Source organism: Rothia terrae, from assembly GCF_014705925.2.
Lineage (GTDB): Bacteria > Actinomycetota > Actinomycetes > Actinomycetales > Micrococcaceae > Rothia > Rothia terrae.
Genome location: NZ_CP061539.1, coordinates 372,746 through 397,745, shown reverse-complemented (window position 1 = coordinate 397,745; position 25,000 = coordinate 372,746). Strand labels below are relative to the sequence as shown.

28 protein-coding genes and 1 tRNA gene are annotated in these 25,000 nt (G+C 56.0%); 12 read left to right on the top strand and 17 right to left on the bottom strand.

Features of this window, described 5'->3' with window-relative positions; all coding sequences use genetic code 11:
- Positions 1 to 9: 9 nt before the first annotated feature.
- The 6 genes from IDM49_RS01925 to IDM49_RS01900 form a co-directional block, all read right to left on the bottom strand.
- On the bottom strand, positions 10 to 1,503 hold the full coding sequence (locus tag IDM49_RS01925; RefSeq protein ID WP_190724835.1) for a dihydrolipoamide acetyltransferase family protein: 1,494 nt from the start codon (positions 1,501 to 1,503) through the stop codon (positions 10 to 12).
- Positions 1,504 to 1,519: 16 nt separating this feature from the next.
- The gene (locus tag IDM49_RS01920) at positions 1,520 to 2,512 is read right to left on the bottom strand and encodes an alpha-ketoacid dehydrogenase subunit beta (RefSeq protein WP_190725385.1); all 993 of its coding nucleotides are present in this window, start codon (positions 2,510 to 2,512) and stop codon (positions 1,520 to 1,522) included.
- An 11-nt stretch (positions 2,513 to 2,523) separates the two neighbouring features.
- A complete protein-coding gene (locus IDM49_RS01915; protein WP_190724834.1) occupies positions 2,524 to 3,675 on the bottom strand; it encodes a thiamine pyrophosphate-dependent dehydrogenase E1 component subunit alpha in 1,152 nt (383 codons plus the stop codon).
- Between the two features lie 211 nt (positions 3,676 to 3,886).
- Positions 3,887 to 5,014, bottom strand: coding sequence for a histidinol-phosphate transaminase (locus IDM49_RS01910; RefSeq protein ID WP_168614651.1), 1,128 nt, complete (start codon positions 5,012 to 5,014; stop codon positions 3,887 to 3,889).
- 41 nt (positions 5,015 to 5,055) lie between these two features.
- Positions 5,056 to 7,062, bottom strand: coding sequence for a hypothetical protein (locus IDM49_RS01905; protein WP_190724833.1), 2,007 nt, complete (start codon positions 7,060 to 7,062; stop codon positions 5,056 to 5,058).
- Positions 7,063 to 7,101: 39 nt separating this feature from the next.
- Positions 7,102 to 7,629, bottom strand: a complete 528-nt coding sequence (locus IDM49_RS01900) for a hypothetical protein (protein ID WP_190724832.1) — start codon at positions 7,627 to 7,629, stop codon at positions 7,102 to 7,104.
- Positions 7,630 to 7,835: 206 nt separating this feature from the next.
- On the opposite strand from IDM49_RS01900, the gene purB reads away from it, so the two are divergent.
- Both purB and IDM49_RS01890 read left to right on the top strand, forming a co-directional pair.
- Positions 7,836 to 9,278 carry an adenylosuccinate lyase gene (gene purB / locus IDM49_RS01895; protein ID WP_190724831.1) on the top strand — a complete coding sequence of 481 codons (1,443 nt, stop codon included), beginning with the start codon at positions 7,836 to 7,838 and terminating at the stop codon, positions 9,276 to 9,278.
- A gap of 88 nt (positions 9,279 to 9,366) precedes the next feature.
- Positions 9,367 to 10,254: a hypothetical protein gene (locus IDM49_RS01890; protein WP_168614655.1), complete on the top strand. Its 888-nt coding sequence runs from the start codon at positions 9,367 to 9,369 to the stop codon at positions 10,252 to 10,254.
- Between the two features lie 109 nt (positions 10,255 to 10,363).
- Here the strand turns inward: IDM49_RS01890 and IDM49_RS01885 are convergent, their stop codons facing one another.
- Entirely contained in the window at positions 10,364 to 11,164 is an 801-nt protein-coding gene (locus tag IDM49_RS01885) for a di- and tripeptidase (protein WP_190724830.1), read from the bottom strand.
- 357 nt (positions 11,165 to 11,521) lie between these two features.
- On the opposite strand from IDM49_RS01885, the gene IDM49_RS01880 reads away from it, so the two are divergent.
- From IDM49_RS01880 to IDM49_RS01870, 3 genes are read left to right on the top strand one after another with little or no spacing between them, the layout of a single operon-like run.
- Entirely contained in the window at positions 11,522 to 11,716 is a 195-nt protein-coding gene (locus IDM49_RS01880) for a hypothetical protein (protein WP_168614657.1), read from the top strand.
- A 28-nt stretch (positions 11,717 to 11,744) separates the two neighbouring features.
- Positions 11,745 to 12,176 (top strand): EamA family transporter, encoded by a 432-nt coding sequence (locus IDM49_RS01875; protein ID WP_190724829.1) that lies wholly within the window; start codon positions 11,745 to 11,747, stop codon positions 12,174 to 12,176.
- On the top strand, positions 12,176 to 12,562 hold the full coding sequence (locus IDM49_RS01870; RefSeq protein WP_168614659.1) for a DMT family transporter: 387 nt from the start codon (positions 12,176 to 12,178) through the stop codon (positions 12,560 to 12,562). Before IDM49_RS01875 ends, IDM49_RS01870 begins: the two co-directional genes overlap by 1 nt.
- 109 nt (positions 12,563 to 12,671) lie before the next feature.
- Here the strand turns inward: IDM49_RS01870 and IDM49_RS01865 are convergent, their stop codons facing one another.
- Positions 12,672 to 13,196: a hypothetical protein gene (locus tag IDM49_RS01865; RefSeq protein WP_190724828.1), complete on the bottom strand. Its 525-nt coding sequence runs from the start codon at positions 13,194 to 13,196 to the stop codon at positions 12,672 to 12,674.
- Position 13,197: 1 nt separating this feature from the next.
- Here IDM49_RS01865 and IDM49_RS01860 point away from each other — a divergent pair, with 1 nt between their 5' ends.
- Positions 13,198 to 13,452, top strand: a complete 255-nt coding sequence (locus IDM49_RS01860; protein WP_190724827.1) for a hypothetical protein — start codon at positions 13,198 to 13,200, stop codon at positions 13,450 to 13,452.
- Between the two features lie 31 nt (positions 13,453 to 13,483).
- Here IDM49_RS01860 and IDM49_RS01855 read toward each other — a convergent pair whose 3' ends face one another.
- The 5 genes from IDM49_RS01855 to IDM49_RS01835 form a co-directional block, all read right to left on the bottom strand.
- Complete coding sequence (locus IDM49_RS01855; RefSeq protein WP_190724826.1) at positions 13,484 to 14,284, bottom strand: spermidine synthase; 801 nt, start codon at positions 14,282 to 14,284, stop codon at positions 13,484 to 13,486.
- Positions 14,285 to 14,310: 26 nt separating this feature from the next.
- A complete protein-coding gene (locus tag IDM49_RS01850) occupies positions 14,311 to 15,255 on the bottom strand; it encodes a cation diffusion facilitator family transporter (RefSeq protein WP_168614662.1) in 945 nt (314 codons plus the stop codon).
- Positions 15,256 to 15,273: 18 nt separating this feature from the next.
- Positions 15,274 to 15,594, bottom strand: a complete 321-nt coding sequence (locus IDM49_RS01845) for an acylphosphatase (protein WP_190724825.1) — start codon at positions 15,592 to 15,594, stop codon at positions 15,274 to 15,276.
- Positions 15,595 to 15,678: 84 nt separating this feature from the next.
- Positions 15,679 to 16,359, bottom strand: a complete 681-nt coding sequence (locus tag IDM49_RS01840; RefSeq protein WP_168614664.1) for an SDR family oxidoreductase — start codon at positions 16,357 to 16,359, stop codon at positions 15,679 to 15,681.
- A 28-nt stretch (positions 16,360 to 16,387) separates the two neighbouring features.
- Positions 16,388 to 17,188, bottom strand: a complete 801-nt coding sequence (locus IDM49_RS01835; RefSeq protein ID WP_168614665.1) for a carbon-nitrogen hydrolase family protein — start codon at positions 17,186 to 17,188, stop codon at positions 16,388 to 16,390.
- A gap of 196 nt (positions 17,189 to 17,384) precedes the next feature.
- Here IDM49_RS01835 and IDM49_RS01830 point away from each other — a divergent pair, with 196 nt between their 5' ends.
- Positions 17,385 to 17,759 (top strand): YidH family protein, encoded by a 375-nt coding sequence (locus IDM49_RS01830; RefSeq protein WP_168614666.1) that lies wholly within the window; start codon positions 17,385 to 17,387, stop codon positions 17,757 to 17,759.
- A 5-nt stretch (positions 17,760 to 17,764) separates the two neighbouring features.
- Complete coding sequence (locus tag IDM49_RS01825) at positions 17,765 to 18,094, top strand: DUF202 domain-containing protein (protein ID WP_190724824.1); 330 nt, start codon at positions 17,765 to 17,767, stop codon at positions 18,092 to 18,094.
- Between the two features lie 74 nt (positions 18,095 to 18,168).
- On the opposite strand, the gene IDM49_RS01820 is transcribed toward IDM49_RS01825, so the two are convergent.
- Positions 18,169 to 18,867, bottom strand: coding sequence for a DsbA family protein (locus IDM49_RS01820; protein ID WP_190724823.1), 699 nt, complete (start codon positions 18,865 to 18,867; stop codon positions 18,169 to 18,171).
- Positions 18,868 to 19,092: 225 nt separating this feature from the next.
- Between IDM49_RS01820 and IDM49_RS01815 the strand changes: the two genes are divergently transcribed.
- Together IDM49_RS01815 and IDM49_RS01810 are read left to right on the top strand one after the other, a co-directional pair.
- Positions 19,093 to 19,167 (top strand) — tRNA-Thr (locus IDM49_RS01815).
- 95 nt (positions 19,168 to 19,262) lie between these two features.
- Positions 19,263 to 19,493, top strand: coding sequence for a hypothetical protein (locus IDM49_RS01810; RefSeq protein ID WP_168614669.1), 231 nt, complete (start codon positions 19,263 to 19,265; stop codon positions 19,491 to 19,493).
- A 73-nt stretch (positions 19,494 to 19,566) separates the two neighbouring features.
- On the opposite strand, the gene IDM49_RS01805 is transcribed toward IDM49_RS01810, so the two are convergent.
- From IDM49_RS01805 to IDM49_RS01795, 3 genes are all read right to left on the bottom strand, one after another.
- On the bottom strand, positions 19,567 to 20,418 hold the full coding sequence (locus IDM49_RS01805) for an HpcH/HpaI aldolase/citrate lyase family protein (RefSeq protein ID WP_168614670.1): 852 nt from the start codon (positions 20,416 to 20,418) through the stop codon (positions 19,567 to 19,569).
- A gap of 202 nt (positions 20,419 to 20,620) precedes the next feature.
- Positions 20,621 to 21,349, bottom strand: coding sequence for an ABC transporter ATP-binding protein (locus tag IDM49_RS01800; RefSeq protein ID WP_190725384.1), 729 nt, complete (start codon positions 21,347 to 21,349; stop codon positions 20,621 to 20,623).
- Between the two features lie 214 nt (positions 21,350 to 21,563).
- Complete coding sequence (locus tag IDM49_RS01795) at positions 21,564 to 22,655, bottom strand: ABC transporter permease (RefSeq protein WP_190724822.1); 1,092 nt, start codon at positions 22,653 to 22,655, stop codon at positions 21,564 to 21,566.
- Positions 22,656 to 22,856: 201 nt separating this feature from the next.
- Between IDM49_RS01795 and IDM49_RS01790 the strand changes: the two genes are divergently transcribed.
- Positions 22,857 to 24,185: a sensor histidine kinase gene (locus IDM49_RS01790; RefSeq protein WP_190724821.1), complete on the top strand. Its 1,329-nt coding sequence runs from the start codon at positions 22,857 to 22,859 to the stop codon at positions 24,183 to 24,185.
- 139 nt (positions 24,186 to 24,324) lie between these two features.
- Complete coding sequence (locus IDM49_RS01785; RefSeq protein WP_190724820.1) at positions 24,325 to 24,960, top strand: response regulator; 636 nt, start codon at positions 24,325 to 24,327, stop codon at positions 24,958 to 24,960.
- Positions 24,961 to 25,000: the final 40 nt, after the last annotated feature.

Sequence of the window (25,000 nt, the reverse complement as noted above, 5' to 3'; positions counted from 1 at the left end):
GAAGGGTCGTTACATATCCAACAGTAAAGCGGGCTCTTCGAGAATCGCCGCGACATCCGCCATGAAGCGCGCCGACAGATCGCCGTCTACAGCACGGTGGTCAAACGAACCACCCAGAGTGGTCACCCAGCGTGGGATAACTTCACCATCAACAACCCAGGGCTTCTGTTTGATGGTGCCGAACGCCAGAATGCCGACCTCACCGGGGTTCAAGATCGGGGTACCGGTATCGATACCCAGCACACCGATGTTGGTAATGGTGAATGTGCCGCCAGACATATCGGAGGGTTGAGTCTTGCCTTCGCGTGCAGTGGCCGTCAGATCGTTGAGCGCTACCGCAAGCTCGCGCAATGTAAGATCCTGAGCGTTCTTGATGTTAGGCACCAGCAAGCCGCGCGGTGTTGCAGCCGCGATACCCAGGTTCATGTAGTGCTTAATCAGAATCTCTGAGTCAGTCCACGTAGCGTTAACCTGCGGGTTTCGGGCAGCCGCGTAGATGACTGCCTTTGCAAGAATCAGTAGCGGAGTGACTTTCACGCCTTCGTACTTGGGTGACTTCTTGAGACGCTTGACGAACTCCATGGTGCGGGTGGCATCAACATCAACAAAGATTGAGACGTGCGGTGCGGTAAACGCTGACTGCGACATAGCGCGGGCAGTCGCCTTACGCACGCCCTTTACCTTGATACGCTCGATGCGGTCATCGCCGATGCTCTCAGCGTTCCAGAAATCGCCATCTTCGCTGTGCGCGGTGGACTCAGCAATATGAGCCACGTAGTTCATCAGGTCTTGCTTGGTGACCTGCCCGTTATCGCCAGTCGGTTTTACGTCGGCAAGATCAACACCCAAATCCTGTGCCGCTTTGCGCACAGGAGGTTTTGCGAGAGTGGGGCGGTGCGGAATCGAACCGGTAGGCTCCCCCGCTACCTCGTTGCGACCGTTGGCGGGCATCCGACGGATAGCTTCGCGTCCTTCTTCAACTAACTTGGTGGCACGGCCCTGCAGTTCTTGCCAGTTGGGCAGACTGCCCTTGAGCAGGCCCTTCTTCTCGCCCGGTTGCGCAGGCTGAGGGGCGCGTTCAGGTTCTTGCGGTGCAGGACGCGGCGCAGGCGCGGGACGCTTGCGCGCGCGACGCTTGACGGAGTCAGCTTTAGGCCCTGAGCCAACGAGTGCTTGCGGTGCGGGCTCATCATCAGGTTCAGCTTCGTCTTCTGCTGCCTCAGATGGAACGCGCGTCCGCTGCTTGTGGTCATCGCCGCTCTCATCGCCACCGGAAATCGCGATGATGGGGGTGCCGGTTTCTACGGTTTCGCCCTCTGCCACCAGCAGTGATTCTACGGTTCCTGAATACGGGGAAGGTAGCTCGACCACTGACTTTGCGGTTTCGATTTCTACAATGACATCGTTGACCTCAACGCTGTCACCCTCAGCAACTTTCCACGAGAGAATATCGGCTTCGGTGAGGCCTTCACCGACATCGGGTAGCTCAAAAATTTGTGACATCTTTTCTCTTACCTCTTTAGTAGGTGAATGAACGTTCGATGGCTTCGAGAATACGGTCAATGCCCGGCACATATTCTTCTTCGACCTTGGCAACGGGGTACGGCATATGGAAGCCACCCACGCGGAGCACCGGAGCTTCGAGGGAGTAGAAGCAGCGCTCGGTGATGCTGGCAGAAAGTTCGCCGCCCATGCCGCCGAAGGTGGGTGCCTCGTGGGCGATGACCAGGCGTCCTGTCTTGTTCACGGATTCAGCCACGGTCTCAACATCTAGCGGTGAGATAGATCGAAGGTCGATAACTTCTACGCTGTAGCCACCTTCTTGAGCAGCCTGCGCAGCGGCCAAAGCTACCGGCACCAGTGCTCCGTAGGTGGCGATGGTGAGGTCTTTACCCGCGCGCACCACTTCAGCGGTAAAGGGATCAAAGTTGGTGTACCCAAAGTTGACGGCGCCCTTCATCCAGTAGCGACGCTTGGGTTCGAAGAAGATGACGGGGTCGGGTGACTCAATGCTTTTACGCAAGCCCCAGTAGGCGTCGTGCGGTGAGGACGCGGTTACAACGCGCAAACCCGGAGTATGGGCAAAGAGAGCCTCGGGTGACTCGGAGTGGTGCTCAACAGAGCCAATCACGCCGCCAAAGGGAATACGAATGGTCACGGGCACTTCAAAATTCTTACCCGTGCGTCCGTGCATTTTAGACAGCTGCGAGGTGATCTGGTTGAAGGCGGGAAAAACAAAACCGTCGAACTGAATTTCAGGTACAGGACGGTAACCCTTCATCGCAAGACCGATGGAGGTGCCGATAATACCGGCCTCACCTAAAGGTGAGTCCATCACGCGCTTTTCACCAAATTCAGCGCTCAGCCCCTCGGTCACGCGAAAGACGCCGCCGAGCTTGCCGATGTCCTCACCCATCAGCACAACCTTGTTGCTCTCGCTCATGGCATCGCGAAGCGCGCGATTGATAGCTTTAGCCATCGTCAGGGTTTCAACGGCGGGAGCTTCATTCATTTCAGTTGTCATTAGTTCTGCTCCTCAAAGCCTTCTTGGTATTCCTGGAACCACTGCGCTTCTTCTTGAACCAGCGGATGCGCCGACGCGTATACGCGCTCAAAGAAATCTTCAAAACGGGGGTTCTGCAGGTTAAGAGCACTGTTGCGAACGGATGCGCCGTATTCTTTGACCTCTGCCATGAGTTCTTCGAAGAAAGAATCCGGTGTGCCTTGCGCACGCAGATACTTTTCCAGGCGTCCGATGGGCTCGTGAAGAGTGCGGCTCTCAAGTTCCTCGTTGGTGCGGTACTTGGTGGGATCATCCGCCGTGGTGTGAGCACCTAGACGGTAGGTTTCTGCTTCAATCAGCACGGGGCCTTCGCCCGCACGAATTTTCTCTAGGGCGTAGCGAGTTGCTGCTACAACGGCCAAGATGTCGTTGCCGTCCACTCGCAGGCCTTCAAAACCGTAGCCGGCTGCGCGGGTAGCGATAGGCACGCGAGACTGTGTAGAGAACGGCGCAGAGATAGCCCATTGGTTGTTCTGAACAAAGAAGAGCACCGGTGCGTTATAGGATGCGGCAAACACCATTGACTCGTGAACTTCGCCTTCGGTGGATGAGCCATCGCCGAAGTACGCCAGCACGGCGGGTTTTTCATCGCTGTTCGGATCGCGTTCATCACCGAAATCAGCGTCGAAGTTCAAGCCCATAGCATAGCCGGTTGCATGCGGAACCTGCGCCGCGAGCACCAGCGTGTAAGCCTGAAAGTTATAGTCTTGGGGCTTCCAGCCGCAGGTATTAACACCGCGGAACAGCGCCAGCAGTTCGCCGGGATCGATACCGCGGCTAATGGCAACACCGTGTTCGCGGTATGAAGGAAAAATAAAGTCTTCGGGGCGAGTAGCAAATGCAGAACCCACCTGCGCAGCTTCCTGACCCTTGCACGGTGCCCACAGGGCAAGCTGTCCCTGACGCTGAAGTGCTGTTGCTTCATCGTCAAAACGGCGGGTGAGCATCATGGTGCGGTACACCTGTTGCAGAGTTTCACGATCTATATCTTCTACGTAAGGGCTGAACTTATCATCGTGCTGAAGCTGTGCTTCTTCGTTGAGAAGCTGTAACCGAGCGGGGATTCCCCACGGGTTAGATGGCACCTCAACGGTTGTTTGTTGCTCGGGCATAAACCCTCCGTATAGATATAAATTTTATAGACGCAAAAGACGCGGTGACGCGCTACGACAGGTGCGTTCGCGGGAGTACTGGCGCTTTTGCAGATGTTTCTCTTTTAAAAAAATTAGCCTATCTTTTCAAAAATAGCGATATCCGCCCCGGCGAGGTTACCCACACCATAGAATGGGCTCCTTGCCGGGGCGAAAGTGCTACAGCTAGCTTCTAGTTCGCTGAGATAAATTCTTCGCAGACTTGAAGCAATCGCGCGTTAGCTTCGTCTTCGCCAACGCTCACGCGCACGCCCTCGGTGCCGAAAGCACGAACGCTCAGGGCATTCGCATCGGCGAGTGCACTGAATTCAGGGGTGCGCTCCCCCAGCGGTAGCCACACAAAGTTCGCTCGCGTTTTAGGAACGTCATAGCCTAGTTCCTTCAAACGTTTCACCATTTTTTCTCGCTCTTCCACCAGATGCTCAACGCGGTTCATAACCTCGTCACTGTGATCGATGGACGCAATTGCTGCTCGCTCTGCAAGGCGGCTAACCGCAAAGGGGGTAGCGCCTACGCGCAGGTGCTGAGTGAGCTCGGGATGCGAGATTGAGTAGCCAACGCGCAGGCCTGCCAGCCCCTGTGCCTTAGAGAAGGTGCGCAGAATAACCACGTTGTTGTAGTCAGGGTAAACATCCAGGCCGTTAACGGGGGGCTGCTCGTTCGCATCAAGGGGTGAGACAGCGCAGAATTCAAAGTATGCCTCGTCAATAACAACAACGACGTTCTTGGGCACCTTCACCAAGAATTTGCGCACCTGGTCTTCGGTGAGAGCGGGGCCGGTGGGATTGTTGGGGGTGCACAGCAGAATGACGCGGGTGCGGTCGGTAATAGCCGCCGCCATCGCATCCAAGTCGTGTGAACCATCTGCCAGGTTAGGAATCTGCACGCTCTTAGCGCCCGCCAGACCTACCACAATGGGGTATGCCTCAAAGGAGCGCCACGCGTAAATGACCTCGTCCTGAGTGCCGTCGGGGTTGCCACCAGCAAAGGTTGCCATCATCTGCTGAAGGGCGCCCAAGCTACCGGCACCTGTCACGATATCTTCGGCATCTACACCTAACTGCTCTGAAAGCTTGGTGCGAAGCTCGGTAGAGAGAGGGTCGGGGTAACGGTGCACCTGGTCAAAGCTAGAGAGAACCTCGGCAACAGAAGCTACAGGTCCGAACGGGTTTTCGTTGGAAGAAAGTTTGTACTGTTCGAGGCCCTCTACCTTAGCGGCGGGCTTGCCAGCAGAATATGCCGGAAGCTGGCTGAAGACAGGGCGCGGCTGAGGGGCAGGTGAATGTGGATTCTGAGTCATAACTTTGATTGTAAGTCTTTCAAGAGTGTTGTGCGCAACATTTATGACGCTGGTGCGGGGGTTGGGGGGCGCGTCGGAGTATTCCACGCTGCCCACCACGAGTCGGCCGGAACATCGCAATTCATAGCGATAGGTGCCCCCGCATCCACTCGTGGCTTAGGCAGGCTATCGGCAATCTCTTCAGATACTTTATCGCCGGTAAACCGCAGGGTTTCTTGAACGTTGTATGCCTTGAGCACCTGCTGAGTTTCAGGCGCGGCGTCCTCAAGCCCGTCGTTATCTTCAGTGATAAGGTCAAACCCAGTAGAAACTTCTCCTACGATACCGCTTGTTTTATCAACCTTTCCTTGAAAATCTTTGAGCTTTTCAATGCCTGAGTCCAGAGAGACGGCAGGTTCCTGGTGAGGGTTTGCGTATGCTGACGAGGTACCTTCCATTTTCTCTTTGGCATCTGCTTTTATTTCATCGGCATGAAAATTCACCGCTGAATCAGCACCGTACTGAACGGATTGGTCTGCAACCGATAGACCCACCTCTACTCGACGGTTACGAATGCTTTCTGGCGTGGAGTGCACCGGCATCGTGCTACCGGCGGTCAGTGAGGACGCTGACGACGCTGCCGCGCCGGTAAGAAAAGGTCGCGCATCCTGCATCCGTCCGGCAACCAGCGAACTATCGGGGTTTTCAACCGCCGCGATGTACTGACTCATGTCGTGAGCTTCCACGGGGTTAAAGGTGGTTTCTTCTATCGAGTCAACGTAGATCATGCGGTCATCAGTGCCATTTTCATGTTCGGCGCTGTTGCCCTGCAGAATAGGAACGGAGTCATCGACCTGACGAATTTCTGTGTAGGTTGTACCGGGTGCCCTATGCATGCTGCCGGTTGGGCCGCCAAAACCGTAGACCTGTTGCACCTTATATTTTTGGCTGAGAAAAGGACTGGATGCGGCGTTGAAAGCAGCCATTGCACCCTGGCTATGCCCCACCATCATGAGCGATGTTCCCGGATCAATCCCTGCCTGACGCAGTGCCTGCTCAATGAGTTGGGTGCTGGCAAAAGCGTCCTCGTAGGTGGTTCCGGTGTCCATTTGGGTTTGTTGAATGGTTTGTTCGGTTCCTAATACCTCACCTTTCACAGGTGCTGAACCGAAATCAGTGCCCGGTAAGTACACCACGACCTTAGTTTCTCCGGTGGCGCTATCGACAACTTTTTGAATACCGATGCTCGAGTACATTTCTATAGCGCCGTGTTCTGCTTGGAAGGTATCAAAATTCTCTGCGGCATTACTGGTGAGCTGCAGGTTACGGGCTAATACGGCAGGGTCGTTGAGGTCGGTTTCGTATTCTTTGCCGAGGACGCTGGGATCTACTGCTTGAGCGTGATCGAGCGTGCCATAGGCGCCAGCTTGACGCAGAATCTCATCGGTCGTTTGAGTAAGGTCATCAACTTCGTGACCAAAGATTGTTTCGAGATTATTCTTCAGGCGTCGATTAGCGAAGGCGCCACCGTTGAGTTTGGTATCTAGGTAATAACCGAACCCAAACATTGCCACGGCTGTTATATAGCCAATTCCCGCAATCTCAGGGTGCCCAGCTTCAGATAAATGTCCTGACGTCGCGTAGAGGGCATAGGCCCCCACATACGAGTACTGCCCAATATGACGCTTAATGTACTCTTGCTCGCTCAGCAACGTGCGGTCAAGTACGTACGTGGTTTCTTCCGTTGAAAGGTGATGACCGAACAGGCTATTGAGCAGGTGATTAGCGGCTTCTTCGGCACGCTGATAATTATCACTGGCAAACCGCACGCTACGGGCAGTAGCAGTTAGCGCAGCCGCATCGGCACCGATTGCCGTACCAATCTCCCCAAGATCCACGAGAGTCTGCGCGCCACATCCTGAAGAATCTGCCGCAGCAAGCGGGGCAAAACGTGCGGCAATACTGACCAAGGAAAAAATGACGTTATCGTACTCAGAACAGACCTGCCCCAAGGAACGGGAGCACTGCTCTAAATCTTCTGTCACGATGCGGATGCTAGTGAGCGTCACGGTGGTTCTTTCTTCACAAATCTGTCATTACACGGTGCGCTAGCGCACCATACGTTCGGCGGCGAGAATAAGCGGGCTCGCCATCAAGTCATCTAGTGCCCCTTGTGCGGCGGTGACGCTGGCGTCTAAAAAGACGTCGGCGACTTCTTCGATGAGGTTGTTAGAGGCAACAGCGCCAATGGTTGCATCTACTGTCTGCCCCGCAGCTGCAATCATGGCCGCCAGCTCTTCAAGTCGCTGGGCAACTGCGGCGCCCGTGGCGGTCACCTCAGCCTGTGTATTTTCAAGACGACGCTGAAATCCTGCGTTTGCGGCCCAGTGATTTTGCACGGCTTTGAGGTAAAGATCGGCCGTGCGAGACTGCCATTGTGGCTGGGTACTGTGCGCTATAGAAGTTTCAGCCCGGTGCAAGGCAAGGCACTGGATGCGAAGATCGGCGCAGATAGACTCGGCGTAATCACGCACATCCTGCGCCAAGGCACAAACTTTCTCAGCCGCGCCGGATGCCGCAGATGAGCCCATTCCCGATGCGGCCGCGTGCTGCAAGGCGAGGTGAAGCAAAGACATGGTGTGGTTCTTTCGGTCGAAATATAGATACAACAACGAACGATGTCTTTACCGTAAAACCAAGCATCCGCGTAGCCAAGAGAAACAGCTAAATCTGTGGATAAGCTCCCTCTTTTCGTCCTTATCCACAGGTTTTTGTGTCAGATTTTCGCTATCCACAGGCTCGGGGGCGAGCTTGCACGACGCTTCATGTCACAATAGAAACTATGTCTCACAGCGATAACAACACTTTGCCCTCAGGCCGCATTTCTTTGGCCTCCGCCGACATTGCACTTGGTGCTCTCGACGGCCGCTACAAGTCAGCAACTGTTCCCCTCGTCGACTACCTCTCAGAGGCAGCGCTCAACCGCGACCGCGTCCACGTTGAAATTGAATGGTTCATCTACCTGTGCAACAACGAGGTTCTGCCCGGTCTCAAGCCGTTGACCGATGAGCAGCAGGCTGGCTTGCGCGCCATCGTCACTGATTTCAACGAAGATTCCATCAAAGAACTGGCTGAGATTGAGGCCGTTACCGTTCACGATGTGAAGGCTGTTGAATACTACATTGGTAACCGCCTTGAAGGCCTGGGTTTGGCTCACCTCAAGCCCCTGGTTCACTTTGGCTGCACCTCAGAAGACATCAACAACCTCTCTTACGCGCTGGGTATTAAGGACGCTGTCACCAACGTCTGGTTGCCTGCGGCCCGCGCTTTGGTTGAGCAGATTATGAAGCTTGCCGAAGAAGCACGCGAGGTTCCCATGCTTTCTCGCACCCACGGTCAGCCTGCTACCCCCTCAACTCTGGGCAAGGAGCTGGCCGTCTTCGCGTACCGTTTGAACCGTCAGATTAAGCACATTGAAAACACCGAGTTCTTGGGCAAGATTAACGGTGCAACCGGTACTTACTCCGCTCACATGGTTTCAGTGCCCGGCGCTGACTGGCAGAAGGTTTCAGAAGAATTTGTGACCGGTTTGGGCTTGGATTGGAACCCGCTGACCACCCAGATTGAAAACCACGACTGGCAGGCAGAGCTCTACTCATCCATCGCGCACTTCAACCAGGTATTGCACAACCTCTGCACCGATGTTTGGAGCTACATCTCCATCCGCTTCTTCCGTCAGATTCCTGTGGCTGGCGCAACCGGCTCATCCACCATGCCGCACAAGGTCAACCCCATCCGTTTTGAGAACGCTGAGGCTAACCTCGAGATCTCCAACTCACTGCTGAACACCTTGGGTGCAACCCTGATTCAGTCACGTTGGCAGCGCGACCTTACCGACTCGTCCTCGCAGCGCAACATCGGTGTAGCGTTTGGTCACTCCGTGCTGGCGATTTCAAACGTTATCAAGGGTCTTGAGCGTCTTGATATCGCGGCTGATGTTATCGCTGAAGACCTGGATCAGAACTGGGAAGTTCTTGCTGAGGCTATTCAGATGGTCATGCGCGCCGAGGCAATCGCCGGCGTTGAGGGTATGGAAAACCCCTACGAGCGCCTGAAAGAACTCACCCGCGGCCACCGTGTGGACGCTGCTCGTCTGAAGGAATTTGTTGCTGAGCTGGGTCTCTCACAGGATGCTGAGAAGCGACTGAGCGAGCTCACCCCGCACACCTACATCGGTCTAGCACCGCAGCTGCTCGGTTACGCGACTGAGCGTTACGCAAAGTAACTAGCGTCCTGCCTAAAGCGCAGTGAACCCCTGTTTTGGCTCAAGACAGGGGTTCAACTGCGCTTTAGGCACTAGGTACACTAAAACCATGAGCCAGACACCTCCCGATCAGTCACGAGAGTCCCTCGCGCAGCGTCGCATCCGCAAGCTCCGTGCGTCCTACCCCGCCGAAACTCCCGCGCAAGTTGCGCAGCGCCTCGGTGAACTCTTTATCCGTGACTTCGTACTGGTCGGCGGTGCCAGTGCCAGTGCGCAAGAGTTGACGCCGGGTGCCTTAGGACGCCTCACCAGCAACCCTAAAATTGCGATGGCAACCCGCGCGGCGGCGCACCTGGGCAACGCCGGTCAGAAAATTTCGCAGGCAGATGCTGCAGCGCGTCAAGGAGTCGATACCGCTGCTCATGTTGGCTCAGCGCAAAGTGTCAAAGCCTACGTTCACGGCCTGGCTCTTCTACACGGCATGTCCGTTACAGACAGCACGGACGCCGCTCAACAAATACTCGGTACAGATATCAACGAGTTACTCACCACTATCGATGTTCAAGAGCGCAAAGGCGCCCCTTCGGTGAACGTCTTTGGCGCGGTTGGGGTGTTTGCCGCCCGCAACCCTAAAACCACGGTGCTGGTGAAAGCCGGCGAACAAATCGCGCGGGCCGGTGGCGCCGTCGCGTCCACTACTAAAGCTCGCAAGGAATTCGCCCAGCAGATCATCAAACAGGCGCATGAAAATCTAGGTGATTTTCCTGCTGAATTCCCAGCGAAAGATGAAATTACAAAAAATGGGCAGGACACGGCAACCCACGCCATCCCAGCCACCGGCGATACCGCACCTTCAGCGGAGCCAGCACCTATTGATTCCTCACACCTTGAAACCAGTGAGAGCTTTGACCCTCAAACCGCCACAGGTGCCCACGCTGCCGGTGCTCGTTTTGCGGCAAAAGCCTTTATGAAAGCATCCAGCCGCTTCAGAAAATAACACCCTACAGCAATGAGAAAACCACCCAGAGCACACAAAAATCCCGTTGCGCCCCTCAGTAAGGGAGCAACGGGATTTTTCTCAACGCTAGAAAACTAGCCGTAATAGCTTACGCAGTTACTTCGCCTGCGGGCTTATCTGAAGTCTCTGACGCGTTTGCGTTATCTACAAACTTGGGTGCACGGTTTGAGACAGCCTCGGGGAATACTGCCGGAGGAGTACCGAATGCCTTCTCAACTTCTTCAACAACCTTCTTGCCCAAGGCGAGGTTAGCGCCGCCGCCAACCACTGCACCGATGCCGAAGGGCAGCGCGCGTCCGAGCAAAGCACCGGACTGCTTGGTCAAGGAGCGCTTGATGAACATGTTGCGGATGGTGCGTTCAACGCTGAACAGCTTACCGTCGTCCTTGCTACCCTTGCCCATCATCATGCCCCACTTGTTAGTGATGCCGCTGGACTTGGTGCTCTGCGCCATCAGTGAGCTCATGAGGTTTGAGCCGTCTTCGCCCAGCATGAGAGCCATAACCATCATGCGCCCCTTTACAGGGTCGTCAACGTGCACGCCGTGTAGCTCTGCCATTGCCTGAGCGTAGATTGCGGTGCGCTCAAGGTAGCCACCCACTGCAAGGAATGAGAGAACAACAGAAGTTGCGGTACCGATACCGGGAACAAATGCTGATGCACCCACAGCGCCACCACCCACGGTGATATCGCGCAGGTAGGTCTTCTCTAGACGCTCCGCGATCTGTGCGGGAGTTTCGTTAGGGTACTTTTCGTGAAGCTTCTTCACTATACCGATGACGAGCGGACGCTGAAGACGCAACACATTGTCTAGGACCTTGGTGACAGCCGGCTTGGGCTGACCATTTTCGTCGAAAGCATTTTTTGCATCAAAAAAGTTGTTAAACATACTTACCAGTGAACCACTTTCTTGCTCGTAAGCTACAGAGGACGCGTTCAATGTACGCCAACAGCACATTGAAGCTATTTACATATAAGACGGTGAAAGCGCTATAGGCGTCACTGTAAATACAAATTTTTTCAAAAAACAGAACGCTCAAAAAACGAGGCTGTGTGAGCCACCTAAACAGGCAGGGCGAGTATACTCACATTTTCACAAACTCCACCTCTGACGTGGGGAAACTATCATTTCAGGCAGCTGCTTAGGCTCGTCCCCTTAACTAGTTTGTATAGACCAGTTGTTTTCTCTACCCCTATTCGATATAAAAACTTGTCGCCGCTTGCCCCCCCCGCGAAAAGGAGCTATATGTCGCCCACTTCAGCGCACGCATCCAAGAGCGATCTTGGCACTGGCGTCGTCTTAATTTTGATCGTATGTATCTCCGTGCAGTTTGGTGCAGCCTTCGCTGTGCACCTGTTCCCTGCACTCGGCCCGTGGGGGCACCAGTGGCCTGCGCATCGGAGTAGCAGCGCTAGTGACGGTGTGTGCGGTTCGCCCTAAATTTTGGAAGTGGACGCGCGAGCAGTGGATGTCATCTATCGTCCTCGGTCTAGCCCTGGGCATGATGAATGGCGTGTTTTACAGTTCCTTGGCTAAGCTCCCGCTGGGTTTGGCGGTGGCTTTTGAGTTTGTGGGCCCGCTCGTTCTCGCGATTGTTTTGTCGCGTCGCGCTATCGACGCTGTCTGGATCTCTCTTGCCGTTGTGGGTATGGCCTTGCTCGGCCTCGATAGCCGCTCTGAAGGCATTAACGTTTACGGCATTTTTCTCGCCTTACTGGCGGGCTTTTTCTGGGCTTGCTACATTCTTGCCAGCGAGAAAGTTGGACGCGTCTTTCACGACGCCGAAGGGCTGTCAGTTGGTCTGGTGGTGGCTTTGCTCGTCACTTTGCCGTTGGGCGCAAAGGGTGCGACGGTTGCTTTCACCGACATCCATCTGCTGGGGCGGTCATTACAGGCCTAATGTCGTCGCTCGTACCTTCAGTACTTGAGCTTGACGCGCTGCGCCGTATGCCGCGTAACGTCTTCAGTATTCTGCTTTCGCTCGAACCTGTTTTCGCGGCTCTGGGTGGAATGCTTCTGTTGCACCAGTCAACCGGCGCAATCCGCTGGGCAGCCATCGCAATCCTCGTGGCAGCGTCCGTGGGCGTTACACTCACGCACCGCACCAAGTCCGCTGAGGCTGAGTTCGATGATAACGAGATGATGCTCGAATCCATGCCCGCTACCGGTGCAATTCCGATTATTATTCAGCACCCGCAAGAAACCGAGATTGAAGAACACGATTCTCTTGCAGATCATGCCCATATCGAACTCGATGAGCAGGTAGAAGAAGAACGCATCCGGTAGTCGCTGAGCCGTTGTATTGCAAGAAAGGACGCTGGCGGTGTAGGTATCTACATCGCCAGCGTCCTGCCTTAGTAAGCCCACGCCGTCGCAGATTTACGGTCATCACCTTCTAGAAAGTCTGAATACCTGCGCGGCTATAGTGCGCGCCGTGCCCGCTTTCGGTATCGGTCAGCGTCATGCCATCCTCTTCACTTTTGAGGGTGAATTGTCCGTAGTAGACAGTGGTGCCATAGGGGATTGTTTGGCCTTTGTATTCACCGTCAATCACTGATAGCGGAGCCTCTGCTCGCTTCGTATCAAAAACGTTGCCCTGGGTATCCACCCCGTAGGACCACCCTCGAAGACCGTCAGTGTCACCATTAGTTTGAGCATTTTTGAGGGCCTGCCCGCTGAGTGACATTACTGAACACTGGGCAGACTTAGAAAAGATTTCGCAACCGATATTGCCGGTAGGGCTCAGGGCTGTGGCAACTTGCTTATTTTCACCCAGTTCTCGCGGAGTAAGTTCGCTGGCTCCTGCGGGAATTCCCGCTGCCTTTTCACCGCTTGCAGTTGTCCCGTTGGGTGCATTGGTCGGGCGCGTGTTGCCCGGTTTAGTGGGCGCAGGGGTGGTGGGAATATTAGTTTCGGTCACCGTGGGTTTTTTCACGGTGTGGCTGGGCGTGGGAGTTGGCGTTGCGCTTGCGCTGGTAGTTGCGCTAGCGGTCGTTGATGGGGTCGCAGATGCGCTGGGACTAGCGGAGTTGCTGGACGATGATGCCGCGCTCGCCGCTGCACTGGACGCCGGTGCCTCGGGCGCAGGAGCGGTTTCTTCGGTTCCGCCGCAGGCGGTCACCAGGGCAAGCAGGGTCAATGCGGTCAAAGAGTACGAGAAGCGCTTCATGCTTTGATTCTACGTTTAGCACTCTGTCGCAAGCGAGCTTAAGCGCGTAAATCTTCGATTAAGTCTTGCACCTCGTGGGTGTCGAGCACTGCCGCGGGATGCGGTCCTGCGCCCAGCAAATGTGCACGAGTCTCGTCGGTGAGCGGCTGGTCGGTGGCAACGAGCACGAGGTTTCCGGCGTTCTTACCGGTGAGCATATCGGTGGGAGCCAGGCACCAGACGTGTTCGTACACATTGAGCAGTGATTGCGCTTGCGCAGTAAAGAACGTCAGTCCGGCATCATCACCGACGTTGACGATCAAAGCACCGCCGGGTGCCAGCACGTCTTTGATTTCACTGTAATAGGACTGTTCGGCTAGGTGCTCGGGTGCGCTCCATCCCGAGAAGATATCGAGAATGATGGCATCCACCGCTTCAGTTCCGAGGCGGGCAGGTAGCTCGCCGGTGGCGGCACGCGCATCGTCAATAATTACCTGGCAGTTAGTACCGGAAGGTAGCGGCAGGTACTCCATGACCAGTGAAGGCAACTCGCGTTCAATATCTACCGCAATTTGGGCAGAGCCGGGGCGAGTTGCCTGAATATAGCGCACCAGTGTAAAGGCACCGGCGCCCAAATGGGCAGCTGTAATTGTCTCGCCTGCAGGTGCCAGCACATCAATCACGTTGCCAATACGCCTGAGGTACTCATAGAAGATATAGGAGGGGTCGCTCAAATCAACGTGCGACTGCTCCGCTCCCCCGATTTCAAGCACATAGCCGCGGTCGCTAAATCCGTCGGGAAGAATGCGAGCGCTTGCCCCGGATACGGAGAGCTGTACGGTTTTGGAAAATTCGCTCACGGGCGTCCTTTCGGCTCAAGAAGAAGTTAGGGCAGGTTGTGGTAGTGCTCGCCGCGGTACATGCTCACGGGCTCCAGCTGGAAGGTGGAGTGTTTGATGCTGATTTCAAAGTGCTCGGCAACGCAGTGGTGTAGGTCTTTGAGAATCTCTACAGAGTGGCCGTCGTGAAAGCAGGTGTCGTCAAGAATCACGTGCGCGGTGAGAACGGGCAGGTCCGATGAAATCTGGCTGACGTGAAGATCGTGCACTTCAATCACGTGCTCGTTTTTATCTTCAATGTGCTTTTTGAGCGCGTTCACGTCAATACAGGCAGGCGTATTTTCCATGAGGACGCTGGCGGTTTCGCGAAAGAGCGTGATGGTGCGCGGAATAATGAGCGCGCCGATGAATAGCGCCAGTACGGTGTCGATAAAGCTCCAGCCGGTGTAGCGTAGCACCAGTGCGCCGATAATGACCGCCACGGAACCCAGCGCATCGTTAGCAACCTCAAGAAAGGCCGCGCGCATGTTGAAGTTGGTGCGGTCGCCGCCGAGCAGAATCACCAGCATCAGCACGTTACCCACCAGGCCTATAACGCCGAAGGTAAGAAGCTCGCGACCGGGAATTTCAGGGGTTGTAAAGAGACGCTGTACGGCTTCAATCAGCACGAAAACGCCAACCGCTAGCAGGGCAGCTGACTGGAAGATGGCAGAGAGTACCTCTATGCGCTTCCAGCCCCAGGTACGACGCGGGTTAGCCGGACGCCGCGCCAGCACGGCGGCGACCAGCGCGATCACTAGACCCAACGAGTCCGTGAAAACGTGCACGGTATCAACAAGCAAGGCTAGCGAGCCTGTGACTAGTGCACCGATGCACTGAGCCACCAGTACCGCCACCGCAACAGCGCATGCGAGTGCTAAACGCGGCAGGTTATTGGTATTGTGCGAGTGGTCATGCCCAGAATGTGAGTGCCCTGCGTGGCTGTGTCCCATTGAGTGCGCGGTCCTTTCTTAATAGGTGCCAAATCCTTTGTATGATCCGGTGGGCTGGGTGATTTCAGCGTCCACGTTCTCAACGTGACCGGCTGTGTTACCCGATTCGAAGATGGTCTGCAGTTTTTCGCATGACTCGCGAGAGCCCTGCGCTACGACCTCGACATCACCGTTATCAAGATTCTTAGCGTACCCTACAAGACCCAAAGTCTTGGCCTCGCCGGCGGTCCACCAGCGGAAGCCAACGCCCTGCACGCGTCCTGAAATAGTCGCGTTGAGCTGAGCCTCGCGAGGGCCGGGTTCTACTTTTTCATCATTGAACATATCGAAGAATCCCATTCTTTCTCCTTGAAGATAAAGCACGCGCGGTACTACCTGCGCCTATCGCAAGTGTACCGCGCGTGGTGCTTGTGGTCAGTAGTTTTACTGCAAGCTGGTGGTATCGGGGGCGGTGCCGAATGCCTCGGTCACCTCGGTATCACCGCTACCAAAGGCAATTGCTTTACCCGCCGTGGTTGCGTCATTAACGGACGCTACGATAGCTGCAGCAACGGTCGCACGCGGAGTCTTCATCTGCTCTTCGCTCAAATCGTGGCCGATGGTGACGCCGCCTACAGCGTCCTCCGTCAGATGGCCGGGGCCCAGAATAGTGAAATCTAGCGAGCTTGCGCGCAGGTGATCATCGGCATCTGCCTTGGACTGTGCGTAGGCGTAGAAAGAATTATCTTCGGGAACGCCGTGGTTCTGGCCTGCGCCGTTGTAGGACACCATGATGTAGCGCTGCGCACCGGAGGCCTGCGCCGCGTCCATAGAACGAATAGCGGCATCGCGATCCACTGCGTAGGTGCGTTCGGGGTCGCCGCCACCTGCGCCTGCACTCCACACCACGGTGTCGATGTTGCGTTCGGTTAACAACTCGCTGATGTCATCAGTGCTGAGTTGCTGAATATCTGCGACAATCGCGTTCGCGCCGGTTTTCTCAACCTCTGCGCGGTGTTCCGGGTTGCGGATAATCGCGTGCACCTCGTGGCCGGCCTCAACGAGCAGGGGCTCAGCCAGCAAAGCAACTTTGCCGTGACCGCCAATAATAGCAATACGATTCATGATTTCTTTTCCTCTCTTGAGTAAATCTTTAGTAACCGAGTTTTGCGTTCTCTAGCACCGGGAGCTTCTGGTGGGCTTCTTCAACCAGCTCTAGATCCAGCTCTACTAGGCGAAGGTCGGGAGATTCGCCGAGCTCCACCAACTCGCGTCCAAAGGGATCAATGACGCGGCTGCGGCCGATACCCAGCGGGGCGGGTGACTCATCGGGGTCAGAACCCACAGTCAGCGGGTGAGCCTGACCAACCGCTACCACGTAGCTGTTGGAATCCAGTGCGCGGGCAGTGGTGAGTGCGCGCCACTGATCAACCTTGCCGCTACCCTCGCCCCACGACGCGATGACCAGCATGACCTGAGCACCCGCACGCGAGTACTCGGCGTAGAGCTTAGGAAAGCGCACGTCATAGCAAACAGTAAGACCCAGCTTGGTGCCGGCGACCTCGGCAAGTACCAGTTCATCACCGGGTGCAACGTTTTCTGATTCCTCAAAACCGTAAGCGTCAAAGAGGTGCATCTTGTTGTAAATCTTCTCGCTACCGTCAGGGTATGCCAGCAGAAGCTGGTTGTAGACGCGCTCCCCCGCGGTCTTGAAGCCGCCTGCCGCGATAGCGATACCGTGCTGCTGCGCTGCGTCCTTGACAGCTTTTTCCCATTCACCCTGGTGGGCGGCGGTTTCATCGGGCAGCGGACCTTCAAAGCTCAGCATGCTAGCTTCGGGAAAGACCACAAGATCAGCGTCGTGCTGAGCCGCAGTAGCAACATTCTCACGGAGAAGTTCAATGTTCTGGGCGACATCTCGAGTACTAGAAATCTGGGCTAACGCAATGCGCATGGGTGGTCCTTTCTGGGGCAGGCAGGTGATCCAACGATGGGATATAAGATTGTTGATGCAGATAGTTAGGATGCGGCATCACCCCGCCCCGATACTATCTACGCTTAGTATTACTCTTTACTCTACTCTTCAGAGCGAAAAAATCAGCACGATATGACGAGAAAACCCGGCCCGGAAGAAAAGGAATGCGCTAGTCATGAGTAAAAATCACCGTAATCGACTCACGCGCGTGTTCTTTCCGCACGGCACCGAACCGGACCCTCGCTTCACGCTGGCCAACGAACGCACCTTCTTAGCATGGATTCGCACCGCACTCGCCTTTTTAGCGGGCGGGCTGGCAGCCTATGCTTTTGCGGACTCCTCGGGAGCAGACGCATCCATCTGGCGGGCTGTCTCCGTTCTGATGCCTGCAGCGGCTGCCGCTCTTGCTCTTTTAGCGATCGTGCGCTGGGTACGGGTGGAACGCGCTATCCGCAACTCGCGTCCGCTTCCGGCTCCTTTGGCGGCTCCTCTGCTGATTTTCGTTATCTTTGCTGTTGCCGCCGTTGCCATTAGTTTGGACGTCCTTTAAACGTCATGGCTCGTTTCTTTTCTCGGCCATCGCGTTTGGATTCTCTTTCAGATAAGGGGCTGCAGCCCGAACGCACTTCACTATCGTGGACGCGCACCTGTCTCTCGCTGTTTGTGTTGGTTCTCGTGCAACTGAGGTTCGGGCATTTTTCGCCTGCGGTCACTTTGCTACTCTTTGCGCTAGTGGCGGTGCTCTTTTCAACGGCGACGGCCCGCTATGAAAGGCAATCACGCGGCATTTTGCAGGAGCATTATCCACCCAACACTGCCGCGGTGCTGGGCTTAGGTGCTGTAGTTTTCTTAGCAAGCATTGTGCTGCTCATCCAAGCCGCTTAAACACAGGTGGACGCGGCACCCTCCCCTCACTAGGGAAAGAGCACGCATCCACCGCCGGTAGCAGGCCAGCTATTTTAGATACCGGCTGCCTTCTTGAAAGCCGAAATCATATCGTCTTTAGACGTTGAAGATTCCACGCCCTCAACAACCTTGCCGCCCACAACCCACTGCGGGGTGCCGCTCACGCCGGCGTTGCGTCCTGCCTGGAAATCCCTTTCGATGATCTGCTTGACCGCATCGCTATTAGCATCGGTGCGGAACTTCTCAAGATCCAACCCCAGTTCTTCGGCATAGCCCTCATAAACCTTGACGGCATCGGCCTGCGACTTTTCTTCCCAATCCTGCTGGGTCTGGAAAATCTTTTCGCCCATCTCAATATGCTTACCCTGAATTTCAGCGGCCTCAACAGCCTGAGCAGCCGGTACCGCATTAGCGTGCATCGGCAGCGGGAAGTTCTTGACGGTCACGTTCATAACACCATCAAGCTCGTTCGCCACCTGCATGTAGGTGGGGTCAGCCTTAGCGCAGTAAGGGCACTGGAAATCGCTGTACAGGGTGACGGTGGGTGTCTGCGACTTTGAGTTCAGGTGAAAGCCGTCAGAATCGCGGGTGTACACGCCCTCGCCGGTAGGACGCGGCGTCGAAGACTCTGAGCTGCCCTGCCCGGATGCCTGATTATCATTATTCTGCGCGCCGCACGCCGCCAAAACAACGGCACTCAGCGCCGCACCAGCAGTGAAAAAGCTACGGCGGGTGATTGTCGAAGAACGCATGGGAAGGTTCCTTTACATCTCTTATAGATAACTACAACAAATAGTCCGTGTACACCCATACTGGCACACTCACAAAGACCGCGAATGGGGTTTAAATGACCAGAACTAGATGCCGTGTCTCGGTGCGCGGGCACACCAGCAGCCACCTAAGCATTCAGCTCGCGGGCGCTAACTGGCATCAGCACCCGTGAATCTGATAAAGTGACACCGTTCGCACAAGCGTCCGCCTCCATAGCTCAGGGGTAGAGCATTTCCCTCGTAAAGAAAAGGTCGTCGGTTCAAATCCGACTGGGGGCTCCACTAAAAGCCCGGTTTCACGCACGAAACCGGGGTTTTCTTATACTCGAGCACTATTTCTGCGCACAAGCACTTTTACCGCCACTACACTTAGAACTATGCTCAAAGATTACTTCGGAATAGGACGCGGTAGCGGCTCCACCATCACCCCGCGCTTTCTTGCACTGTTCGTCATCGTCTTCATCCCTATGACGGCACTGTGGTTTTTCTACCGCTGGATTTTCAACGACTCCGCCTCAATCTTCGCGATGCTCGTGATCTCACTCGGCACGTCCTGGATTATTGCCTACCTCATCGGCTACGGCAAAGACACGCACACCCGCGACTAAGCTTTAAAACCAAAGGACGCGCCCGCCCACTTTCGCAGTGAAAGTAGGCGGGCGCGTCCTTGAATCTACAGTTTTAGCTACGCCACAGACCGTAAGTCTTAGCCAGCTGAGATACCTTCTTAGCGCGAGCCAGACGCGGCAGGTACGAGCCGTCCTTGGGCATAGCATCGCCGTCCTGCTTCTGCAGAAGATCACGTGCCCACTGGATTTCATCCTCGCTCGGTGCCAGCGAGATGTTGATGGTGTCTACCTGCGCGGGATCAAGAGTGAGCTTACCCGTCATACCGGCAGCGGATGTAATAGAGCAGTCCTTCATCAAATCAACGCCGTGCTTACCCACCGAAGGGCCGTCAATCGGGCCGGGCAACTCGCCCACGCGGGATGCGAGCACCAGCTGCGAGCGTACATACGCCAGCGACAGCGCGTCCGCCGCCATACCGGTGTCTTTACGGAAGTCACCAATGCCAAAAGCCAAGCGGAAAACACCGGGTGCACGCGCAATATCAACAGCGTTCACAATGCCGATAGCCGATTCAATGAGCGCAATAATCGGGGTGCCGGGAGGAAGCATCATCGCGGTGCGAGTCACCATCGCAGCGTCCTCAACCTCAGCCAGCATCACACCGCGCAGGCCCTTAGCCTTGGGCAACTCTTCAACGTCTTTATGCCACTCTTCAGTGCCGAACTTGTTAATGCGAACCCACGCCTCAACACCGTTGTTCAACCAGTGCATGACGCGCTCGCGTGCCTCGGTCTTCTGGTCGGCGGGGGTGCCGTCCTCGAGGTCAATCAAAATGGAATCGGCTTCTGATTCGAGGGCTGCTGCCAGGCGTTCTTCATCAGCTGCTGCGGTAATCAGCATCCATGAGCGTGAGAGTCGGGCAGGGAGGGAAGCCGCACGTTCGTTGCGGTGAAAAGTAACCATAATGCACCTGAATCGTTAGTTAGTGTTTGAAGCACCTTTAAGCATAGTGGGTGCGCATAAACATGCGTAGACGCTAGGTCACATGCCCACTAAAAACTTTCCGCCGCACACGATCTTGCTACAGGTGACCACAAAAATCTCAAAAACACGGCATTTTGGGGTGGTTTTTGAGACTTTTGTGGTCACAAGGAAATTATCGTAGTCACTTGGTCAAGGTAAGGCGGCCATCAGCCATCACCGCTACACGGTCGGCGGCGTCTGCGAACTCGACATCGTGTGTGACCATAATGGAGGCCAGGTTGAACTCGCGCGTCACACGCTGCAACAGCTCAACAATAGCCACCGAACGGTCATGATCCAGCGCACTGGTCGGCTCGTCAGCCAGCAGGACGCGGGGATTGCCCATGAGCGCGCGGGCAATATTCACGCGCTGACGCTGACCGCCGGACAGCTGGTGCACGCGGCGGTTAGCAGCGCCCTCAAGCCCCACAAGCTCGAGCAGTTCCTTAGCGTGCACGCGCGCTGCCTTCAGCTCTTTACCGCGCTTTCCACGAATATGTTCCGCGAGCACCAGTTGTTCGACGGCGGTGAGGGACTCAATCAGATTGGGTTGCTGAAAGATGATGCCGATTTCATCGCGGCGCAGGGCAGCCAGTTGCTTGTCGCTGAAGCCCGTGATGTCGCGTCCACCCACTAATACCTGCCCCGAGGTTGGGGTAATAAGGGCTGAAGCCACCGACAGCATGGACGACTTACCAGAACCCGACTGACCAATAAGTGCGGTCAAGGCACCCTGCTCAGCGGTGAAGTTCACGCCGTCCAAGGCGCGCACAGTAGTGGGGTTGCCTGATGCGTCAACACCGTCCGGGTACTCCAAGGTGACATCGCGTAGCTCAAGCACGCTGGTGAACTGGTTTTCAAAAGTATCCATAGCGCCGGTAGTAATGCGCTCTGATGCTGAAATGCTCATGGTCTCTTTTCCTAAAAACTAAAAACTGTGGGGGCGGGGTAAGCGTGAAGGTTCGAGGCTCGCAGGCACACTCGACGTCAGCAGTCCCTCTCACGAGCTCGCGCGGGGCACTCGCCCGTGATTCACGCCAGCCCCGATGCCAGCTGACGTCGGAGCGTGCCATACTCGCCTCTTATTAGTTGCCGCCCAACGCGATTATGGGGTCTATCTTTGAGACTCGGCGGACGGCAACGAAAGCTCCGGCGATGCCCAGCACCCAGATGCCAAAGGCGGGGCCGGCGATGGTGAGCGCTTCGAGCTGAAAGGGCACTGCTCCTGCCGCTAAAGCTCCTAGCACCCAGCCCACCAGCGCGCCGAGAGCGGCGCCGACTGCCAGAACAACGGCTGCCTGAAAAATCGCGTCCTTCACCAGGTATTTGCCGGATGCGCCCAGTGCTCGCATAACCGCGATGTCGCGGGTGCGCTGGATAGTCCACACGGTCAGGAATGAGACGGTGACGAGGGCTGAGATGCCGTAGAGAAAGCCCTGCATGGTGACCAGTGACTTGTTCTCGGATGAGTAGGCTGCTAACCCGGTAAAGGATTCTTTGGGGGTTGCGGTGACGGCATGGGTGGCGGATGCGAGTGCGTCATAGTCAGCATCGCCGGTAACAGCAAGGGCGGTTCCCACTACGTTGGGGGCTACGTGGGCCAGTTGCTGCCAGGTGCCGGTGGACGTCCATGCCACGGGGGTGTGGGAGTAGAAGGTGTCGTGAGAAATCGCTTGAACAGTCAGTTGTTGGCCGCTGACGGTTACGGTGTCGCCTACTTTAGCGCCGGTTTTGTCGGCGATGGCGTGGCTGATGATCAGCTTGCCTTCTTCAACTTTTAGGCTGTCGCCGGTATCGCTACCGATGTTATCTGCCACCAGTGATGAGTCGGTGGGAATTCCCATCACGGCGATGCCGGTTGCGGAGTTAGCTTCGAGGTTGCCCTGGGTGAAGCCCACGGGGGTTGAGCTGTTCACGCCGGGAGCGTCCGCCCACTGCTGTGCCTGCGCATCGGTAATCGTGGAGTTAGTGTAGGAGACTTCAGGTTCTGATGTTCCCGAGGTGCCAAAGACCATGCGGGTAGCGTGCAAGTCTTCAATCGCTTTGGTGTTCTGGCTGCCCAGTCCACCGGTGAGTCCGGTGAGCATGACCAGCAAAAGGGTAATCAGACCAACGACCGAACCAATCAGCGCAAAGCGTCCCTTTGCAAAAAGAATGTCTCTGATGCCCAAAAACATGATGACGAGACCTTTCGAAGTTTCCTTTTTCTTACATGTTCAATTCTTCGGGAAAAGGGCGGTTGATACATCGCGGGAAAGGTTGAAAAGGGAATCAACCGTTTGGTTGATAGGAGAAGATGGTAGTAGCTGACGACTTCTGGTAGACCGGGCTAAGAGCATAGGATGAAAGCCATCAGGTAAGGTCCGTGAAGGAGAGTCATGGCGAAAAATTTTAGGGCGCAGGACGCGTCCGCCGCGCAGATTAGCCCTTCTACTACGGGGCAGTCTGTGCTGCAGACCCTTCGCGTTTCTTTGCACGTGATGTTCGCTCTTTTGCTGTGCACCGGCATGGTCATTGCCGTGCGTGAAGATTCGCTGAGCACCTTCGCTAAGGTGGGAGCGGTGCACGGCGCGTTGACTCTCGGCGTGATTTATATGCTTGGCACGGTGCTTGAAAACCGTTACGCCCGCAAGGTATCGCGCGGAGTACCGGCTAAAAACCCTCGAGTGTTCGCGCCGCTCTGGCTGTGCGTGGTAGTGATTCTGTGGGCGGTGCTGATGTACATGAGCGCGGGTTTCACCTGGCTGGTTTTCCCCATCATGTTCCTGGTGCTCTACCTGCTCCCGGTTTTCCCAGCCCTACTCGCTGTGGCACTGTTGACCGCGTTTTCTATTCTGTTTCCGCTCTACCGCCCAGACTCCGCGCTGGCAACCGAACTCAATCCCGGCATGGTGATCGGCCCGGTCATGGGTGCGCTGCTTTCGGTCATCATCAGCTTTGCCTACAGCGCCCTCCATAAGGACGCCCAGCACCACGCCCGCGTGGCTGAGCAACTGCGCGCGGTGCAGGCAGAGCTCATTCAAAAAGAACACGAAGCCGGACGCACCGAAGAACGCGAGCGCCTAGCCCGCGAAATCCACGACACGCTAGCGCAGGGGCTCTCATCCATCGTGCTCATGTCCCGCGCATCAGCTCAGGCCCTTGCACACGGCAAGGTCGATGAAACCGCGCGTTCGCTTGAACTCATTGAAACCAGTGCCAGCGAGAACCTGGCAGAAGCTAGGCGCTTTATTCACGATCTCTCATCGCCAGCCCTCGACAGCGCGCTGGTGCCGGCCCTACGACGCTTGTGCGCAGACACCCAGGCGCAAGAAACCGCCAAAGGCACACCACTGACCTGTTTGCTCCGCATCGACGGAACAGACGGTGAGTACTCGCGGGCTGAGCATCTGCCCGACCAGATACAAGAAGCCCTACTGCGTGTGGCTCAGGGGGCGCTCGCCAACGTGGCGGCACATGCATCCGCCCGCACCGCCGCAGTGACCGTAGGGCTGTGGCAGGATGCTGTCACCCTCGATATTTTCGACGACGGCGTTGGTTTTATACCCGATGCGACACGCTCTGCCTCCCCCGGCGGTCACACCGGTTACGGGCTCACTTCTCTTCGAGCACGCGTGGACGCCGTTGGCGGTACCCTCAGCGTAGAGTCAGCGCCAGGTAACGGCACGGTGCTGAGCGCGCACATTCCGCTCGTGGATAGGAGTTAAGTTCAGACGAAATGTGCTGGCCCGACTTCCCTCAAATGCCAGCACCGAGCCAGTTGGTCCAGCGCATTCCACCTTCACTCCGAACAGGTAGCATCACAATGTGCGGTGCTATACCTCTAACCCACGTAAAGTAGGCTTTATGCAACCGCTCAATATTTTGCTGGTCGATGACCACCCCATTGTGCGCGCCGGTCTGCGCGCGGTACTCAGCGGGTTTGACGACATCACCGTCGTAGCCGAAGCATCAGACGGATCTGAAGCGCTCGATATAGCGCGCAGTCTCACGCAACAAGGCACCGCGCTTGATGTAGTCGTGATGGACATTCAAATGAAACCCATGGACGGAATCACCGCTACCGCACGGTTCAAAGCCGCAGGCGGCCCACCCGTCCTGATTCTCACCACCTTCGATACCCAGTCAGATATTGTTGCCGCCATTGAGGCAGGAGCTCTCGGCTACCTTCTCAAGGACGCGCCACCGGAGCAGGTGCACACCGCCGTCCTTGATACCGCCGCCGGAAAGAACACGCTAGCGCCGGATATCGCAGCTGCACTCATCACGCGCATGCAGCGCTCGCAAGTAACACTCAGCGCACGCGAACAAGAGTTATTGAGCCTTCTTGCCACAGGAGCTACCAACAAGAAACTCGCTCAGCAACTGTTTATTTCAGAGGCAACCGTCAAAACGCATCTGGTGCATATTTACTCTAAGCTGGGCGTTGATAACCGGACGTCCGCTATTGCACAGGCTCGCGAAGAAGGTCTGATTTCTTAGCCGGCCCAACGCAAAAAAAAGCCCGCCTGCTCTTGTGTAA

Bases quoted from the DNA above. Each gene is read 5' to 3' on its own strand.
- IDM49_RS01925 (WP_190724835.1), bottom strand. From the start codon at position 1,503: ATGTCACAAATTTTTGAGCTACCCGATGTCGGTGAAGGCCTCACCGAA.
- IDM49_RS01920 (WP_190725385.1), bottom strand. From the start codon at position 2,512: ATGAATGAAGCTCCCGCCGTTGAAACCCTGACGATGGCTAAAGCTATC.
- IDM49_RS01915 (WP_190724834.1), bottom strand. From the start codon at position 3,675: ATGCCCGAGCAACAAACAACCGTTGAGGTGCCATCTAACCCGTGGGGA.
- IDM49_RS01910 (WP_168614651.1), bottom strand. From the start codon at position 5,014: ATGACTCAGAATCCACATTCACCTGCCCCTCAGCCGCGCCCTGTCTTC.
- IDM49_RS01900 (WP_190724832.1), bottom strand. From the start codon at position 7,629: ATGTCTTTGCTTCACCTCGCCTTGCAGCACGCGGCCGCATCGGGAATG.
- purB (WP_190724831.1), top strand. From the start codon at position 7,836: ATGTCTCACAGCGATAACAACACTTTGCCCTCAGGCCGCATTTCTTTG.
- IDM49_RS01890 (WP_168614655.1), top strand. From the start codon at position 9,367: ATGAGCCAGACACCTCCCGATCAGTCACGAGAGTCCCTCGCGCAGCGT.
- IDM49_RS01885 (WP_190724830.1), bottom strand. From the start codon at position 11,164: ATGTTTAACAACTTTTTTGATGCAAAAAATGCTTTCGACGAAAATGGT.
- IDM49_RS01880 (WP_168614657.1), top strand. From the start codon at position 11,522: ATGTCGCCCACTTCAGCGCACGCATCCAAGAGCGATCTTGGCACTGGC.
- IDM49_RS01875 (WP_190724829.1), top strand. From the start codon at position 11,745: ATGTCATCTATCGTCCTCGGTCTAGCCCTGGGCATGATGAATGGCGTG.
- IDM49_RS01870 (WP_168614659.1), top strand. From the start codon at position 12,176: ATGTCGTCGCTCGTACCTTCAGTACTTGAGCTTGACGCGCTGCGCCGT.
- IDM49_RS01850 (WP_168614662.1), bottom strand. From the start codon at position 15,255: ATGGGACACAGCCACGCAGGGCACTCACATTCTGGGCATGACCACTCG.
- IDM49_RS01845 (WP_190724825.1), bottom strand. From the start codon at position 15,594: ATGGGATTCTTCGATATGTTCAATGATGAAAAAGTAGAACCCGGCCCT.
- IDM49_RS01840 (WP_168614664.1), bottom strand. From the start codon at position 16,359: ATGAATCGTATTGCTATTATTGGCGGTCACGGCAAAGTTGCTTTGCTG.
- IDM49_RS01835 (WP_168614665.1), bottom strand. From the start codon at position 17,188: ATGCGCATTGCGTTAGCCCAGATTTCTAGTACTCGAGATGTCGCCCAG.
- IDM49_RS01830 (WP_168614666.1), top strand. From the start codon at position 17,385: ATGAGTAAAAATCACCGTAATCGACTCACGCGCGTGTTCTTTCCGCAC.
- IDM49_RS01825 (WP_190724824.1), top strand. From the start codon at position 17,765: ATGGCTCGTTTCTTTTCTCGGCCATCGCGTTTGGATTCTCTTTCAGAT.
- IDM49_RS01820 (WP_190724823.1), bottom strand. From the start codon at position 18,867: ATGCGTTCTTCGACAATCACCCGCCGTAGCTTTTTCACTGCTGGTGCG.
- IDM49_RS01810 (WP_168614669.1), top strand. From the start codon at position 19,263: ATGCTCAAAGATTACTTCGGAATAGGACGCGGTAGCGGCTCCACCATC.
- IDM49_RS01805 (WP_168614670.1), bottom strand. From the start codon at position 20,418: ATGGTTACTTTTCACCGCAACGAACGTGCGGCTTCCCTCCCTGCCCGA.
- IDM49_RS01800 (WP_190725384.1), bottom strand. From the start codon at position 21,349: ATGGATACTTTTGAAAACCAGTTCACCAGCGTGCTTGAGCTACGCGAT.
- IDM49_RS01795 (WP_190724822.1), bottom strand. From the start codon at position 22,655: ATGTTTTTGGGCATCAGAGACATTCTTTTTGCAAAGGGACGCTTTGCG.
- IDM49_RS01790 (WP_190724821.1), top strand. From the start codon at position 22,857: ATGGCGAAAAATTTTAGGGCGCAGGACGCGTCCGCCGCGCAGATTAGC.
- IDM49_RS01785 (WP_190724820.1), top strand. From the start codon at position 24,325: ATGCAACCGCTCAATATTTTGCTGGTCGATGACCACCCCATTGTGCGC.